Source organism: Pseudomonas nitroreducens NBRC 12694 (genome assembly GCF_002091755.1).
Taxonomy (GTDB): Bacteria; Pseudomonadota; Gammaproteobacteria; order Pseudomonadales; family Pseudomonadaceae; genus Pseudomonas; species Pseudomonas nitroreducens.
Genome location: NZ_BDAI01000001.1, coordinates 996,276 through 1,010,616, shown reverse-complemented (window position 1 = coordinate 1,010,616; position 14,341 = coordinate 996,276). Strand labels below are relative to the sequence as shown.

At 65.9% G+C, this 14,341-nt stretch carries 16 protein-coding genes; 4 read left to right on the top strand and 12 right to left on the bottom strand.

Annotation, left to right across the window (positions count from 1 at the left end; all coding sequences use genetic code 11):
• The 5 genes from PNI01S_RS04760 to minC all read right to left on the bottom strand — a co-directional run bounded on the left by PNI01S_RS04760 (position 1) and on the right by minC (position 4,124).
• The gene (locus PNI01S_RS04760) at positions 1–1,290 is read right to left on the bottom strand and encodes a M18 family aminopeptidase (RefSeq protein WP_037009241.1); all 1,290 of its coding nucleotides are present in this window, start codon (positions 1,288–1,290) and stop codon (positions 1–3) included.
• A gap of 80 nt (positions 1,291–1,370) precedes the next feature.
• Positions 1,371–2,006, bottom strand: coding sequence for an RluA family pseudouridine synthase (locus PNI01S_RS04755; protein ID WP_065085964.1), 636 nt, complete (start codon positions 2,004–2,006; stop codon positions 1,371–1,373).
• Positions 2,007–2,081: 75 nt separating this feature from the next.
• Entirely contained in the window at positions 2,082–2,336 is a 255-nt protein-coding gene (gene minE / locus PNI01S_RS04750; RefSeq protein ID WP_017522035.1) for a cell division topological specificity factor MinE, read from the bottom strand.
• Positions 2,333–3,148: a septum site-determining protein MinD gene (gene minD, locus PNI01S_RS04745; protein ID WP_024763436.1), complete on the bottom strand. Its 816-nt coding sequence runs from the start codon at positions 3,146–3,148 to the stop codon at positions 2,333–2,335. The genes minE and minD overlap by 4 nt, the downstream gene beginning before the upstream one ends.
• A gap of 61 nt (positions 3,149–3,209) precedes the next feature.
• The gene (gene minC / locus PNI01S_RS04740) at positions 3,210–4,124 is read right to left on the bottom strand and encodes a septum site-determining protein MinC (RefSeq protein WP_024763437.1); all 915 of its coding nucleotides are present in this window, start codon (positions 4,122–4,124) and stop codon (positions 3,210–3,212) included.
• A gap of 144 nt (positions 4,125–4,268) precedes the next feature.
• Between minC and PNI01S_RS04735 the strand changes: the two genes are divergently transcribed.
• Positions 4,269–5,198, top strand: a complete 930-nt coding sequence (locus PNI01S_RS04735; protein WP_084357513.1) for a lipid A biosynthesis lauroyl acyltransferase — start codon at positions 4,269–4,271, stop codon at positions 5,196–5,198.
• Positions 5,199–5,240: 42 nt separating this feature from the next.
• A complete protein-coding gene (locus tag PNI01S_RS04730; protein WP_038803308.1) occupies positions 5,241–6,425 on the top strand; it encodes a patatin-like phospholipase family protein in 1,185 nt (394 codons plus the stop codon).
• A gap of 33 nt (positions 6,426–6,458) precedes the next feature.
• On the opposite strand, the gene PNI01S_RS04725 is transcribed toward PNI01S_RS04730, so the two are convergent.
• The 5 genes from PNI01S_RS04725 to PNI01S_RS04705 form a co-directional block, all read right to left on the bottom strand.
• The gene (locus PNI01S_RS04725; protein WP_024763439.1) at positions 6,459–7,319 is read right to left on the bottom strand and encodes a pirin family protein; all 861 of its coding nucleotides are present in this window, start codon (positions 7,317–7,319) and stop codon (positions 6,459–6,461) included.
• Between the two features lie 140 nt (positions 7,320–7,459).
• Positions 7,460–8,272 carry an MlaA family lipoprotein gene (locus PNI01S_RS04720; protein ID WP_024763440.1) on the bottom strand — a complete coding sequence of 271 codons (813 nt, stop codon included), beginning with the start codon at positions 8,270–8,272 and terminating at the stop codon, positions 7,460–7,462.
• Between the two features lie 4 nt (positions 8,273–8,276).
• Positions 8,277–9,626 (bottom strand): alpha/beta fold hydrolase, encoded by a 1,350-nt coding sequence (locus PNI01S_RS04715; RefSeq protein WP_065085962.1) that lies wholly within the window; start codon positions 9,624–9,626, stop codon positions 8,277–8,279.
• An 83-nt stretch (positions 9,627–9,709) separates the two neighbouring features.
• Complete coding sequence (locus PNI01S_RS04710; protein ID WP_024763441.1) at positions 9,710–10,195, bottom strand: GNAT family N-acetyltransferase; 486 nt, start codon at positions 10,193–10,195, stop codon at positions 9,710–9,712.
• Positions 10,196–10,265: 70 nt separating this feature from the next.
• Positions 10,266–10,832 carry a hypothetical protein gene (locus PNI01S_RS04705; RefSeq protein ID WP_024763442.1) on the bottom strand — a complete coding sequence of 189 codons (567 nt, stop codon included), beginning with the start codon at positions 10,830–10,832 and terminating at the stop codon, positions 10,266–10,268.
• A gap of 111 nt (positions 10,833–10,943) precedes the next feature.
• Between PNI01S_RS04705 and PNI01S_RS04700 the strand changes: the two genes are divergently transcribed.
• The gene (locus PNI01S_RS04700; protein ID WP_038803309.1) at positions 10,944–11,309 is read left to right on the top strand and encodes a hypothetical protein; all 366 of its coding nucleotides are present in this window, start codon (positions 10,944–10,946) and stop codon (positions 11,307–11,309) included.
• A 1-nt stretch (position 11,310) separates the two neighbouring features.
• Here PNI01S_RS04700 and PNI01S_RS04695 read toward each other — a convergent pair whose 3' ends face one another.
• Both PNI01S_RS04695 and PNI01S_RS04690 read right to left on the bottom strand, forming a co-directional pair.
• A complete protein-coding gene (locus tag PNI01S_RS04695; protein ID WP_084357512.1) occupies positions 11,311–12,867 on the bottom strand; it encodes a glycoside hydrolase family 17 protein in 1,557 nt (518 codons plus the stop codon).
• A 74-nt stretch (positions 12,868–12,941) separates the two neighbouring features.
• Positions 12,942–13,154 (bottom strand): DUF2061 domain-containing protein, encoded by a 213-nt coding sequence (locus PNI01S_RS04690; protein WP_024763444.1) that lies wholly within the window; start codon positions 13,152–13,154, stop codon positions 12,942–12,944.
• Between the two features lie 285 nt (positions 13,155–13,439).
• On the opposite strand from PNI01S_RS04690, the gene PNI01S_RS04685 reads away from it, so the two are divergent.
• Positions 13,440–14,294, top strand: a complete 855-nt coding sequence (locus tag PNI01S_RS04685) for a glycine betaine ABC transporter substrate-binding protein (protein WP_024763445.1) — start codon at positions 13,440–13,442, stop codon at positions 14,292–14,294.
• The last annotated feature ends 47 nt before the right edge of the window (positions 14,295–14,341 follow it).

Below are 14,341 nucleotides of genomic sequence, written 5' to 3'. Positions count from 1 at the left end.
TCAGGGCAGGTCGGCGCTGTCGTAGAAGGCGCTGAGAACCTTGGCCAGGTAGTGCAGGTCCTGGCTGCCGGCCAGTTCGCGGATGGAGTGCATGGCGAAGGTCGGCAGGCCGATGTCGACGGTGCGTACGCCGATCTGGCTGGCGGTGATCGGGCCGATGGTGGAGCCGCAACCCATGTCGCTGCGGGTCACGAAGCTCTGCACCGGCACTTCGTTTTCCAGGCACAGGTGGCGGAAGAAGCCGGCCGTCTCGCTGTTGGTGGCGTAACGCTGGTTGCTGTTGATCTTGATCACCGGACCGCCGTTGAGCTTCGGGCCGTGGTTGCCGTCGTGCTTATCGGCGTAGTTCGGGTGTACGCCGTGGGCGTTGTCGGCGGAGACCAGCAGCGAGCGCTGCACGGTGCGGGTGAAGGCATCGCCCTCGGGCAGCAGGCGGCGCAGCACCTGCTCGAGGAACGGACCATCGGCGCCGCAGGCGGAGCAGGAGCCGACTTCCTCGTGGTCGGTGCAGACCAGCACGCCGCTCTGCTCGTCGCTGCTGCCCAGCAGCGCCTGCAGGCCGGCGTAGCAGGACAGCAGGTTGTCCAGGCGGGCACCGGCGATGAACGCCTGGTCGAGGCCGATCACGGCGGCGCGCTGGGTATCGTAGAAGCTCAGCTCGTAGTCAAGGATGGCGTCGGCGGTGATGCCGTGCTCCAGCTGCAACTGCTCGCCGAGCAGGTCGCGGAAGTCGCGGGTCTCGCCGGCGGCGACCTGGGCGAGGATCGGCGGCAGCTCGGTCTGCGCATTGATCGCCCAGCCCAGGTTGGCTTCGCGGTTGAGGTGGATCGCCAGGTTGGGGATCACCGCAATGGGCGCCCTGAAGTCGATCAGCTTGCTTTCCACCTTGCCCGCCAGGCGGAAGGTGACGCGGCCGGCCAGGGACAGGTCGCGGTCGAACCAGGGCGCAAACAGCGCGCCGCCGTAGACCTCGACGCCCAGCTGCCAGTAGCCGTTGCGCACCAGTTCGGGGTTCGGCTTGACGCGCAGGCACGGGCTGTCGGTGTGGGCGCCGACCAGGCGCAGGCCGTTTTCCAGCAGCGGCACTGTGCCGAGCTTGAAGGCGATCAGCGAGGAGTCGTTGCGGGTGACGTAATAGCGGCCACCGGCTTCGGTGCGCCAGGCCTCGCGCTCGTCCAGGCGCTGATAGCCGGCCTCTTCAAGGCGGAGGGCGAGGGCCTGGGTGGCGTGGAAGGGGGTGGGGGAGGCCGCGAGGAAATCGATCAGGCCCTGGTTGAGTTCTGCACGCATGGGTAACTCCGGACAGCGAATGGCCGGAAGTTTAACGTAAATGGGCAAATCTGCGGCCAGGGGAGGACCTTGTAAAACAATCAGAACGGCGCGGGCGATTCGAAGCGCAGGCGTTCGCCGGTCTGCGGATGGGTCAGGGCCAGCATGCTGGCGTGCAGGCAGAGGCGGTCGCGCAGGGCCAGGGCTTCGCCCTCGGCATACAGGCGGTCACCGAGCAGCGGGTGGCCGATGCTGAGCATGTGCACACGCAACTGGTGCGAGCGCCCGGTGATTGGCGTCAGCTCCACGCGGCTCCAGTTGCCGTGGCGCTCCATGACCCGCCAGAAGGTCAGCGCATGACGGCCCTGTTCGAAGTCCACCACGTGGCGCGGCTTGGTTGGCGGGTCGTAGCGCAGCGGTGCCTCGATGCGGCCACTGTCCGGTTCCGGCTCTCCCCAGCAGAGGGCGGTGTAGGCCTTTTCGGTTTCGCGGTCGTGGAACTGGCGGGACAGCTCGCGGTGGCTGTCGGCATCGCGGGCCAGCACGATCAGCCCGGAGGTCTCCCAGTCCAACCGGTGGACGATGCGCGCTTCCGGGTAGCCGTTCTCCTGCAGACGGGTGATCAGGCAGTCCTTGTTGTCGTCCGCGCGGCCGGGCACGGAGAGCAGCAGGGTGGGCTTGTTCACCACCAGCAGGGCGGCGTCCTCATGGACGAATTCGATCTGGGAAAGCGGCATGGAAGCTCTTGCGCGAATAAGAATGACGAAAACGACTGCGGCGGCCGAAGCCGCCGCAGGTCCACCACAACCGGATCAACGCTCCGGCAGGGTGATGTTGAGTTCCAGGATCGAACAGCTGCCCTGGTTGGCCAGCTCGACCTGGACTTGTTCCTGATCGATGGGCACATATTTGCGGATCACTTCCAGCAGGTCTTTCTGCAGCTGCGGAAGGTAGTCCGGTTGCGAACGGTTGCCGCGCTCATGGGCGACGATGATCTGGAGTCTTTCTTTCGCGATGGATGCGCTGGATTGCGACTTCCGGCTGCGGAAGAAATCTAAAAGGCTCATTCACGTCCTCCGAACAGTCGTTGCAGGAATCCTTTCTTCTGCACGTCGAGGAAACGGTGGGGCATTTCTTTGCCCAGCAGTCGCTCGACGGCGTCGCTGTACGCCTGGCCGGCATCGCTTTCTTCGTCGAGGATGACCGGTACGCCCTGGTTGGATGCCTTGAGCACCGCCTGGGATTCCGGGATCACGCCGAGCAGACGGATGGCCAGGATTTCCTCGACGTCTTCGACGCCGAGCATTTCGCCCTTGGTGACGCGCTCGGGGTTGTAGCGGGTCAGCAGCAGGTGTTCCTTGATCGGGTCCTCGCCTTTCTCGGCGCGGGCGGACTTGCTGGCCAGCAGGCCCAGCATGCGGTCGGAGTCGCGGACCGAGGAGACTTCCGGGTTGGTCACGACGATCGCCTCGTCGGCGTAGTACATGGCCAGGTGGGCACCTTTCTCGATGCCAGCCGGGGAGTCGCAGATGACGTAGTCGAAGGATTGCTTGAGCTCTTCGATGACCTTGCCGACGCCTTCCTGGGTGAGGGCGTCCTTGTCGCGGGTCTGGCTGGCGGCCAGCACGTACAGGTTTTCGAGGCGCTTGTCCTTGATCAGGGCCTGGGTGAGGGTCGCTTCGCCGTTGATGACGTTGACGAAGTCGTACACCACGCGGCGTTCGCAGCCCATGATCAGGTCGAGGTTACGCAGGCCCACGTCGAAGTCGACGATGACGGTCTTGTGGCCGCGCAGGGCCAGGCCGGTGCCGATGGCTGCGCTGGTGGTGGTTTTACCGACGCCACCTTTACCGGAAGTGACTACGAGGATCTTGGCCAAGGTGATTCACCCCAAAGAAAAAACGAAGAATTCTGGTCCCTGAAAGTCGCGGCAGTATCCGTTAAAGGCGGGTGATGTTCAACACGTCACCCGACAGGCTGACGTGCACTGCCTGCCCCCATTGCGGACTGCGTCGAAGGTCTTCGGCGACCTTGTAATTACCAGCGATGGAAACGAGTTCCGCGGCCAGCTGCTGGCAGAAAATGCGGGCACTGGTATCGCCCTTGACGCCGGCCAGGGCGCGTCCGCGCATCGGACCGTACACATGGATGTTTCCGTCGGCGAGAAGTTCCGCGCCCGGGCTGACGGGGGCGAGCACGATCAGGTCGCCGCCGGCGGCGTAGATCTGCACGCCACCGCGTACCGGAGTGGTGACCAGCTTGGTCGGACGGACGACCGGTGCCGGCGGCTCGGCAGGTTTTTCCGCAGCAGCTTCCTGGGTCGGCGCCTGGGCCTCGGCTGCGGGCTGCGCGGCTGCAATGGGCTCGCCGGGTGCGGCGGGTTTCTCGGCCTGGGTGCCAGCGCCGGCGGCCTGCTCGACCACCTTCTCCGAGAGTTTTTCGCCGCGCGGGCGACGTACCGGCGCGGCGCCGGTCACCTGCGGGACGGCGTCCTTGGGTTCGACCGGGCGCTCGCGGGAGGAGCCCGACGGCGGCAGCACGGGGATGTCGAACATGGTGGCCAGGCGGATGTCTTCCTCGCGGCTGGCGCGAATGGCCAGGGTGCGCAGGCCGTGGCGGCGGCAGATGTCCAGCACGCCCTGCAGGTCGAGCTGGCCTTCGCCGTCGGGGAGCTTGTCCAGCGCCAGCACCAGCGGGGTGTCGCGGAAGAAGTTGGGGGCCTGGGCGACCTTGTCGGCGAGCTGGCGGTCCAGGCGCGGCAGGTCATTGTGGGCCAGTTCCAGAACGGTGACGGCCAGCATGCTGCCCTTGAGCTGGAATACGGGATCGTGGTCGAGAAGGTCGGCTTGGCTCATGGTCAGGCTGCATCACTAAATGGTGTGGACTTATAACGGAGCGCCCCGGCAGCCGCAAGCGTGGCGGAGGGCCAGGGCGTGAAGGCGGGCGCGGTGTGCATCGGCAAGGTAGAATGTCGGGCTTTGACCTAGCCGGAAAGTTCCATGGACCGCCCCACCTTTCGCCGTGAGTTTCTCCATCCCCGCCACTGGCCGCTCTGGCTCGGCCTCGGCGTGCTGTGGCTGGTGGTGCAGTTGCCGTACCCGGCGTTGCTGGCCCTGGGGCGTGCGCTGGGGGCGCTGATGTACCGCGTGGTGGGCAGCCGCCGGGCAATCGCTGCACGGAACCTGGAATTGTGCTTCCCGGAACTCTCCGCCGCCGAGCGCAAGCGCTTGCTCAAGGAAAACTTCGCTTCCACCGGCATCGCCTTCTTCGAAATGGCCATGAGTTGGTGGTGGCCCAAGGCCCGACTGGCCAAGCTCGCCCACATCGAAGGCATCGAGCACCTGAAGAAGGCCGAGGCCGAAGGCAAGGGCGTGATCCTCATGGCCATGCACTTCACCACCCTGGAGATCGGCGCGGCGCTGCTGGGTCAGGTGCAGACCATCGACGGCATGTACCGCGAGCACGACAACCCGGTGTTCGACTTCGTCCAGCGTACCGGCCGCGAACGGCATAACGCCGACGCTACCGCCATCGAGCGCGAGGACGTGCGCGCCATGCTCAAGGTGCTGCGCGCCGGCCGCGCCATCTGGTACGCGCCGGACCAGGATTACGGCGCCAAGCAGAGCCTGTTCGTGCCGTTGTTCGGCATCCAGGCCGCCACCGTCACTGCCACCACCAAGTTCGCCCGCCTGGGCCGCGCGCTGGTGCTGCCCTTCACCCAGTCGCGCCTGGCCGACGGCTCGGGCTACCGCCTGACCATCCATCCGCCGCTGGAAGACTTCCCCGGCGAGAGCGAAGAGGCCGACTGCCTGCGCATCAACCAGTGGGTGGAACGCGAGATTCGCCGCCAGCCCGAGCAGTACCTCTGGGCGCATCGGCGCTTCAAGAGCCGCCCTGAGGGCGAGCCGAAGCTCTACGACAAGAAGTAGGCCGGGGGCTACGCTGGTAACGACGCGACAAGGACTTCAGCTGTGACCGACTCCGCCACTGCACCGACTTCCCCGGCCGTCACCGGCCTCATTCTTTCCGGCGGCGGTGCGCGGGCGGCTTACCAGGTCGGCGTGCTGTCCGCCATCGCCGAGCTGCTGCCCGAGGGGGCGGAGAATCCTTTCCCGGTGATCGTCGGCACTTCAGCCGGCGCCATCAATGCCGTCGGTCTCGCCTGCGGTGCGCTGTCCTTCACCGGCGCGGTGCAGCGCCTGACCAAGGTCTGGAAGGGCTTTCGCACCGGGCAGGTCTACCGTTCCGACTGGCCGGGCGTGTTCAGCCAGGCCTTCAAGTTCCTCGGCCACAGTCTGCTCGGGCTGGGCAAGCGCGAGCCGGTGGCGCTGCTGGACAGCACGCCGTTGCGCTATCTCCTGGAACGTGAACTGGACCTGTCCGGCATCGCCGCGGCCGTGCGCCGCCGCAACCTGCGCGCGGTGGCAGTCACCGCGTTCGGCTACGAATCGGGGCAGGCGGTGACTTTCTACCAGGGCCGCGCCACCATCGATCCCTGGCTGCGCCACCGGCGTATCGGCGTGCCGACGCGCCTGCAGATCGAGCATTTGCTGGCCAGCTCGGCGATTCCGTTGCTGTTCCGCCCGGTGAAGATTCTCCGCGAGTTCTTCGGCGATGGTGCGGTGCGGCAGCAGGCTCCGATCAGCCCGGCGCTGCACCTGGGCGCCAACCGCGTTCTGGTGATTGGTGTGAGCGGCAATCCCACCGTCGGCAGTGCCAACGAGTCCGTGGCGAACTACCGTACCGGCCAGCCGCCGAGCCTGGCGCAGGTGGGTATCCATCTCCTCAACAGCACCTTCATCGACAACCTGGAAGGCGATATCGAGTTGCTGCACCGCATCAACTTCCTCAGTTCACTGGTGCCCGAAGAGGCGCGCCGCTCGACGCTGGGGTTGGCTCCCGTGGATGTGCTGCTGATTTCGCCAAGCCGGCCGCTGGACGAGATCGCCGCGCAATACCGGCATGAGTTGCCGCGAGCGTTGCGCCTGTTCCTGCGCGGGCCGGGGGCGACCAGGGCGAGCGGCGCGGGTGTGCTCAGCTACCTGCTGTTCGAGCCGGGCTACTGCAATGCGCTGATCGATCTGGGGTACCGCGATGCCATGGAAAAGCGCGCGGAGATCGCGCGCTTTCTGGGGATGGAGGAATGGTCGCTTTAGGCACCCATCCTACGAAAGCTCATCGGGCTTCAGTCAGACCGCGAACACGCCATCGCGATAGTCGCGCAGGGCCTGCTCGATTTCCTCGCGGCTGTTCATCACGAACGGGCCGTACTGCACGATGGGTTCATTGAGCGGCTTGCCGGCCAGGAGCAGGACGCGCGCGCCCTGGTCGCTGGACAGCTGGATCTCGTCGCCCTGGCCCAGGCGCACCAGGCGGTTGGTGGCGACGGTCTCGTTGCCGCGCTCGCCCGGCACCTGCAGCGAACCCTCATAGACGTACAGCATCACCCGATGGCCCGCCGGAATCTGCGGAGCCACCGAAGTGCCCGCCGGCAGGACCAGATCGTAATAGTGCGGTTCGGTGCCCGGACGCTGCACCGCGCCATCGACGGCGGTCTCGCCATCGTCGAAGCGCCCGGCGATCACGGTCACGCCCACACCTTGCCCGGTGGTCACGCGCGGCACGTCTTCCGGCTCGATATCGCGGTAGCCGGCCGGGGACAGCTTGTCCTTCGCCGGCAGGTTCAGCCACAGCTGGAAGCCACGCATGGCGCCTTCCACCTGTTCGGGCATCTCGCTGTGGATGATGCCGTGGGCCGCCGTCATCCACTGCACGCCGCCGGGCTTGAGCAGGCCGGTATTGCCCAGGTGGTCTTCGTGGCGCATGCGCCCTTCGAGCATGTAGGTGACGGTCTCGAAGCCGCGGTGCGGGTGCGAAGGGAAGCCGGCGATGTAGTCGTCGGGGTTCTGCGTGTCGAACTGGTCGAGCATCAGGAACGGATCGAAGCGTTCGATGCCCGCGCCGCCAATGACGCGGGTCAGGCGCACGCCGGCGCCGTCGGAGGCCGGGTGGCCGATGTGCTGGTCGATCACGGTACGTAAGCGGGTCATGGGGACCTCCTTGATCTGTGAATGGAGATCATCCTAGTCCCAAATGGTGGATCAATGGTTACGAGTTTTTCAGCTTACCAATCGATAAAATAGATGTATCAATGGAAAGAAAACCGCCGCCCAAGGGCGACGGTTCCGATTCACTCCTGGATCTGCAGGCGCCGGGCTTCGGTATAGAAGTAGCGCAGCTTCTCGTACTCGAAGGGCGTGTTCATCTGCCCGTAGCGGAAGCCGTTGCTGTAGCGCTTGTCGATGATCTCCAGCACCGGCAGTTCCCAGTACTCGCGGCTGAGCTCGGAGTAGTTCAGGTAGTTCACTTCGCGGGCGGCGACGAAGTCGGTGACCAGCCCGCCGGTGTCGCGCAGGTTGGACGGGCCGAGGATCGGCAGCATCAGATAGGGGCCATCGGGGACGCCCCAGTAGCCCAGGGTCTGGCCGAAGTCCTCGCTGAGCCTGGGCAGGCCCATGGCGGTGGCCGGGTCCCACAGGCCGCCGATGCCGAAGATGGTGTTGAACAGCAGCCGCGCGGTGCTGTTCGCCGCGCGCTGGGGCTTGAGCTGGGCAACGCTGTTGAGCAGCGTCGGCACTTCGCCCAGGTTGCTGAAGAAGTTGCTCACGCCAGTACGCACGAAGTGCGGGGTGACGTACTCGTAGCCGTGCACCACGGGCAGGAAGACCCACTCGTCGAAGCGGTAGTTGAAGTGATAGACCCGGCGGTTCCACGACTCCCAGGGGTCGTAGACGTTGAGGGCGTCGAAGGTGGCGCGCTCGAACTCGCGCTGGTCCAGGCCGGGGTTGAACTTCAGCGCGTCGAGCGGGTGCTTGAAGCCGTCGTCGTCCGGCGCCATGTCGAACTTGGTGGTGATGGGCGTCTGTACCGGTTGCGCGGACTCGGCCTGGGCGACGCCGCAGGCCAGCAGCAGGGCAAGAGTCCAGGAATGGCGGAGTGGCATGGAGTCAGTTTCCTGTCTGCGCGGTGGCCAGGCCGTCGGCCGGGGCACCCTGTCCCTTGAAGAAGCCCAGCATGTCCTGGGCGTTCACGCGGTAATTGAGGTTGCCGCAGTGGCCGCCGCGGGGGTAGAGCGTCAGGCGATCGCCAAAGGTGCGGCGCAGGAAGCCGATATCGCCCGGGCCGAGGATGACGTCGTCGGCGTTGTGCATGACGGCGATCTTCGGGCTCTGCTTCAGGTAGTCCTGGACGCCATACAGGCTGACCTGGTCGATCAGCTGCGGGAGGCTGCCGCCGTCGTACTTGGCGCGCCAGAGCGGCATCAACTGGTCGGTCATGTAGCACTCGAAGTCGCATTGCATGGCGCGCTTGAAGAACGGCGTCAGGCTGGTGCCTTCGGTGATCGGGTACTTGGGCGGGGTGATCAGGCCGCGGCGGTTGATCAGGTCGGAGGTGAAGGCGATGTCGGCGGAGGAGAAGCGGAATACCGCGCCGATCAGCATGGCCATTTCTTCATTGGAGAGGTGTTGCTTGGACTGCTGCAGGTCGAAGAGGAAGGCGTCGTTGAGGTCGACATAGCCCTTCTGGTTGAAGTAACGGGTCAGCTTGGCCAGGATCACCTGGTAGAAGGTGTTGGTGTCGTTGATGCCCTTGACCTGGGTCTGCACCAGCTTGTCGAGGTTGCTGACCGAGGTGTAGAGGTTCACCGGCGGGTTGAGCAGCAACACACGCTTGAAGTTGAAGCTGCGGCGGGTTTCGTCGAGCTTGCTGACGAAGGCTGCGTGCAGCGCGCCCAGGCTGTAGCCGGTCAGGTAGTAGTCGCTGACAGGCAGCTCCGGATGCTGCGCGCGCACCGCCTGCATGACTCTGTACAGGTCGTCGGCATCGTCGGGCGTGTAGCCCGGAGTGGCGACGTGGGAAGCGCCAACCATGAAGTCCCAGCTGGTGGGCGAGGACAGTTGCACCACGTGGTAGCCGGCGCCGTAGAAGAGGCGCTTGAGGTACTCCGGCGTCGTGCTGGCGTAGTTGGCGCCGGTGCCGGCAATGATGAATACCAGCGGCGCCTTGTGGTTCTGCCAGGCCAGGCGATAGTGGAGCTTTTTCACTGGCCAGAAGTTGCTCGGCAGCTCGTACTCGCGCTCCGGGCGCAGCTTGAGCGCGTAGTCCGACTGGCGGATATCGTCGTCCGCCGGCAGTTGCGGGCGCAGCTCCGGCGGGGTGGTGGCAATGGTCGCCTCGAACGGGTTGATCAATGGGTAGCCGTAGCTGGCCTGATCCACGTCGCGGGCCGATGCCGGGCCGGCGAGCCCCAGTGCGAGGCAGCCTATCAGGGCCGCCGCGCGGTAAAGAAATGTCATCGTATGAAGTCCTTTCAGGAGAGGCCAACTCTAGGGTGACCGCCGAATAAGACCAGCGCATTTCCGACAAGTGCGATTGGCGTTCAGCCCTTGCGTGCCAGGTCTTTCAGCGCGTCACCGGTTAGACGATAGACGGTCCATTCGTCCTGTGGGCGCGCGCCCAGGCTGCGATAGAAGCCAATGGCCGGTTCGTTCCAGTCCAGCACCGACCATTCCAGCCGGCCACAGCCACGCTCCACCGCCAGTCGCGCCAGCTCCGTGAGTAGCGCCTTGCCCAGGCCGGCGCCTCGCGCGGCGGGGCGCACGTAGAGGTCTTCGAGGTAGATGCCGGGCTGGCTCAGCCAGGTGGAATAATTGTGGAAGAACAGCGCAAAACCCTGGGGCGTGCCGTCCACTTCGCCGATCAGCACCTCGGCAAAAGGGCGCGGGCCGAATAGGTGGTCGTGCATGCGCTGGGCGTCGGCCTTCACTTCGTGGACCAGCTTTTCGTAGTCGGCCAGTTCGCGGATGAGGTCGAGAATCAGCGGGATGTCGCCCGGGACGGCGGGGCGCAGGGTGGCACGAGGCATCGGTCATTCCTTGCAGGGCGGGGTCGCGGCGAGGATGCCCAAAGGCGGGCGCGGCTGGCAACCGGGCGCCTCAGTAAAGCTCCAGGCTTTCCACCCAGACCAGCTCGCAGGCGCCGGCGCCGGTGTCTTCGCGGGTCAGTGAGCTGACCCAGCGCCAGCCGTCATCACCCTCCACGCGCACCAGCTTGCCGGAGAGGCGAATGTGCTCGCCGGCGCTGACCTGGGCCAGGGTGCGCGCCACGTCGTCGCTGGCCGGGATCATGTGCATGTTGGCGGCATGGGTCTCCAGCTCCCGGCGGGGAATCGGCAGCTTGTCGGCGTGCCAGTAGAACCAGCGGTTGCCCTGGGTGATGCGGATATCGGCCAGCACGCGCGGATCGTCCATCGGCCCCCAGCCCAGGGCGAGGTCGGTGGGCGACAACTCTGCCTCGCGACCCAGGCGGTAATCCTCGCGGCCCAGCACGCGCGCCTCGATGCTGAAATCCTCCAGCGGATAGATGGAGTAGCGCGCCAGGCGGAAGCCGCCATTGGCCAGTGTCTGGCTGTGCTGCTGCGGTGCCTGGGGACGTTCGGTGGGCCAGAGCCACCAGAAGCTGCCCGCCAGGCAGGCCAGCAGGAACAGGGTCGATCGTTTCATCGAAGGCTCCATTGCTGGGCGAAGTCTAGGCTGCAACCGGCCCCCCTTGCATCGGCCCTTGCGCTGGTTATGCTGGGCGCCGATTTCCCGCCTGCCCGGAGTAGTGGCGCCATGTCCCGTCGTTTGCCCCTGATCCTCCTGCTGCTCGCCCTGGCCCTGTGGCTGGCCGCCAGTTATGGCGTACGTTTCGGGCTGATGGAGGATGGCCGCTGGGTCGGCATCTGCGCCGACGAGGCCGCGCGCTGGGAGTGCGGCGTGCGTTCGCAGCTGGGCTGGGCGATCCACTTCGGCGTATTCGGCAAGCTGGCCCTGGGGCTTTCGCTGCTGGCGTTCTTCGTGCCGCGCCAGGCCGGCTGGTGGCTGGCGGTGCTGGCGATGCTGGTTACGCTGCCGGCGCTGGTGCTGTACAACGCCGGCCTCGCGGTGTTCGCGGTGGTATTGGCCGGGTTGCGCCTGGTGCGGGCAACAGGACGCTGAGTCAGGCCTTTTGCGGTGCCAGCCGTCCGCGTAACAGTGCGCCGAGCAGGAGCAGGCTCACCGCTGCCCAGCCCAGTGCCTGAAGATTGCTCAAGCCTTCCAGAGCCAGCTGTGCGGGAATCCCGGCGGCAATGATCAATGCCAGCAACAGTGCTTCTCGACGTGGCGTCGCGACCGGCCGGCACAGATAGACCAGCGCCGGGAACAGCAGTGCCGCGCTGGGGAAGCTGCGGTAGCGCGCGTCGAAGACCATCCCGAGCATCAGTACCGCGCCAGCGAAACCGGCCGCCGCCAGCCACAGGCCGGCGTGGCGCTGCAGCCAGTCGAACGCCTTCGACCGCCGACCCGCGCGGGCTGACAGCGCCAGGCTGATGTGCAGCAGTACCAGCAGATTCAAGCCAACCAGTGCCGCCGACCAGAGCCACTCGCCCCAGAAGCGGCTGGTGATCACCGACAGCTCCAGCCACAGGCCGATGCAGCCGGCGCCGAGGGCGCCAGCCAGCGGCAACAGGAAGGCATGGCGGGCAGAGGTGGGGCGGCCGCCGACCAGCAATCCAGCGAGCAGGATCACGCCGGAAAGTCCCAGCCAGAGCGGCCAGTCCGGCAGGTTGCTGACCGGCCCGGCGAGCACGCCTTTCTCTGCGCGATCGGCGCTGAACAGGCCCCAGTAACCGCCCACCGCGCCTTCGCTCTGGCGTTTCCAGGGCTGGTCGAAGGCTTCGATCAGGTTGTAGCGCCAGCCTTTCTCCTCGGCCATGTGCACGAAGCCGCGGATGAAGCGCGCCTCGTTGACGCGGCTGGGCAGTGCGGTTTCGCGCTGGCGGCCTTCGCTGGGCCAGCCGGTTTCGCCGATCAGGATGTCCTTGGGGGCGAACTCGCGGCCGAAGTCTTCGCGGATCTTCGCCACGTGGGCGAGTGCATCGTCGATCCCGCTGGGATTGTCTTCCCAGTACGGCAACAGGTGGATGGTGATGAAGTCCACCGCCGGGGCGATCTCCGGGTGCTGGTGCCAGAAGTCCCAGACGTCGGCGTAGGTCACCGGCTGGCGAACACGAGCCTTCACCTTGTGGATCAGCCCGGCGAGGTAGCGCCCGGTAACTTCCTTTCGCAACAGGGTCTCGTTGCCGACGATCACCGCCTGTACCACGTCCGGGTACTGGTTGGCCGCCTTGATCAGCGCCTCGACTTCCCGATCGGTATCCACCGGGTTGGCATTGACCCAGGCGCCGAGCATCAGCTTCAGGCCGTGCTTGCGCGCCAGCGCCGGGATGCCTTCCAGGCCGGTCATGGAATAGGTGCGCACGCACTCGAAGCGCGTTGCCAGCAGCGCCAGGTCGGCGTCCATCTGCTCCGGGCGCAGGACGAAGGGCTGGTCGAAGGGCGACTGGTCCTTGGCGAACGGGCTGTAGGACGCGCACTGCAGCTTGTGCGTGGGCGTGGCCGCGTCGGGCAGGGCCACCGGTCTGCCCAGGCCGTACCAGAGGCCGCCGAGGGCGATCAGGGCAAGCAGCAGGGCGAGAAGGTAAGGGAGAAGCGGAAAGCGCGAGGACTGGGGCATGGGGGCACGCGAACCGTGGCGAGGCGCGCATCTTAGCAACGCCGCTTGCCGCCGTCAGTGCCCGTGCGTGGCGTTCACGCGTGGCGGTGAATCCAGTTGTGCGTCGGCTGGGCCGCGTTGCCCTCGATGCGCTTCCAGAACTTCTCGTGGAAGTGGAAGCCCACCGCGTTGCACAGCGGCTCGACGATCGCCACCAGGCCGCCCACGGTGATGCTGCCGGTCAGCGCGTAGGCGACGCTGAAGGCGATGGCGAAGTGCATCAGGGTGAAGGTGACGGTCTTGAGCATGGTGGCGATCCTCCAGTCGAGAATGATTCTCCGTTGCTGAAAGCCTACTGCGCAGGAACCCTCTCGAGTAATCGAGCCTCTGTATGGAGGCGATAGGCCGGCACCTTCGTCGCGGATGGAATGGCGCGGTCGTGGATGGACGGTTTCTGTCGTGGATCGGACCGTTTGGCGTCGTTCTCAGAGCAGTTCGCCAGCAGCGGGCGCCGATCATGAAAGGGCGGCCAAGACCGCGAATGGCGCCGGGTCTACCCGGACGCCGCAACGAAAAATCACGGGGAGAAAACCATGACAATGATGCGACGCCTGTTGGGCCTGGGCGCAGGTCTGGTGCTGTCGGCGGCGGCCGGGCTGGCCGGCGCGGCGGCCAAGCCGGAAATCACCATCGGTTACGTGGACGGCTGGTCGGACAGCGTGGCGACCACCCACGTCGCCGCCGAGATCATGCGCGAGAAGCTCGGCTACCAGGTCAAGCTGATGCCGGTTGCCGCCGGGATCATGTGGCAGGGCGTGGCGCGCGGCAAGCTCGACGCCATGCTCTCGGCCTGGCTGCCGGTCACCCACGGCGCCTACTACGAGAAGATGAAGGACAAGGTCACCAACCTGGGCGTGAACTACCCGGGCGCGAAGATCGGCCTGATCGTGCCCGAATACGTGAAAGCCAACAGCATCGAGGACCTCAAGGCGCAGAAGGATGACTTCGGCGGCCGCATCGTCGGCATCGACGCCGGCGCCGGCGTGATGCTCAAGACCGACCAGGCGATCAAGGACTACGGCCTGGACTACAAGCTGGTAGCCAGTTCCGGCAGCGGCATGATCGCCGAGCTGACACGTGCGGAGAACGACAAGAAGGCCATTGCCGTGACCGGCTGGATTCCGCACTGGATGTTCGCCAAGTGGAAGCTGAAGTTCCTCGAAGACCCGAAAAAGGTCTACGGCGAAGAAGAGCACGTCGACAGCGTGGCCAACCCGGCGCTGGAGAAGAAGGCGCCGGAAGTCTGGGCCTTCCTGAAGAAGTTCCAGTGGAAGGACGGCCAGGAAATCGGCGAAGTCATGCTCGCCGTGCAGAATGGCGAGAAGCCGGAAGTGGCCGCCAAGAAATGGGTCGAAGCGCATCCGGATCGCGTGAAGGAATGGCTGTGATCTTCTAGGCCGAACTGACGCCAGCAACAGAAGAATCCCCCGCGAAC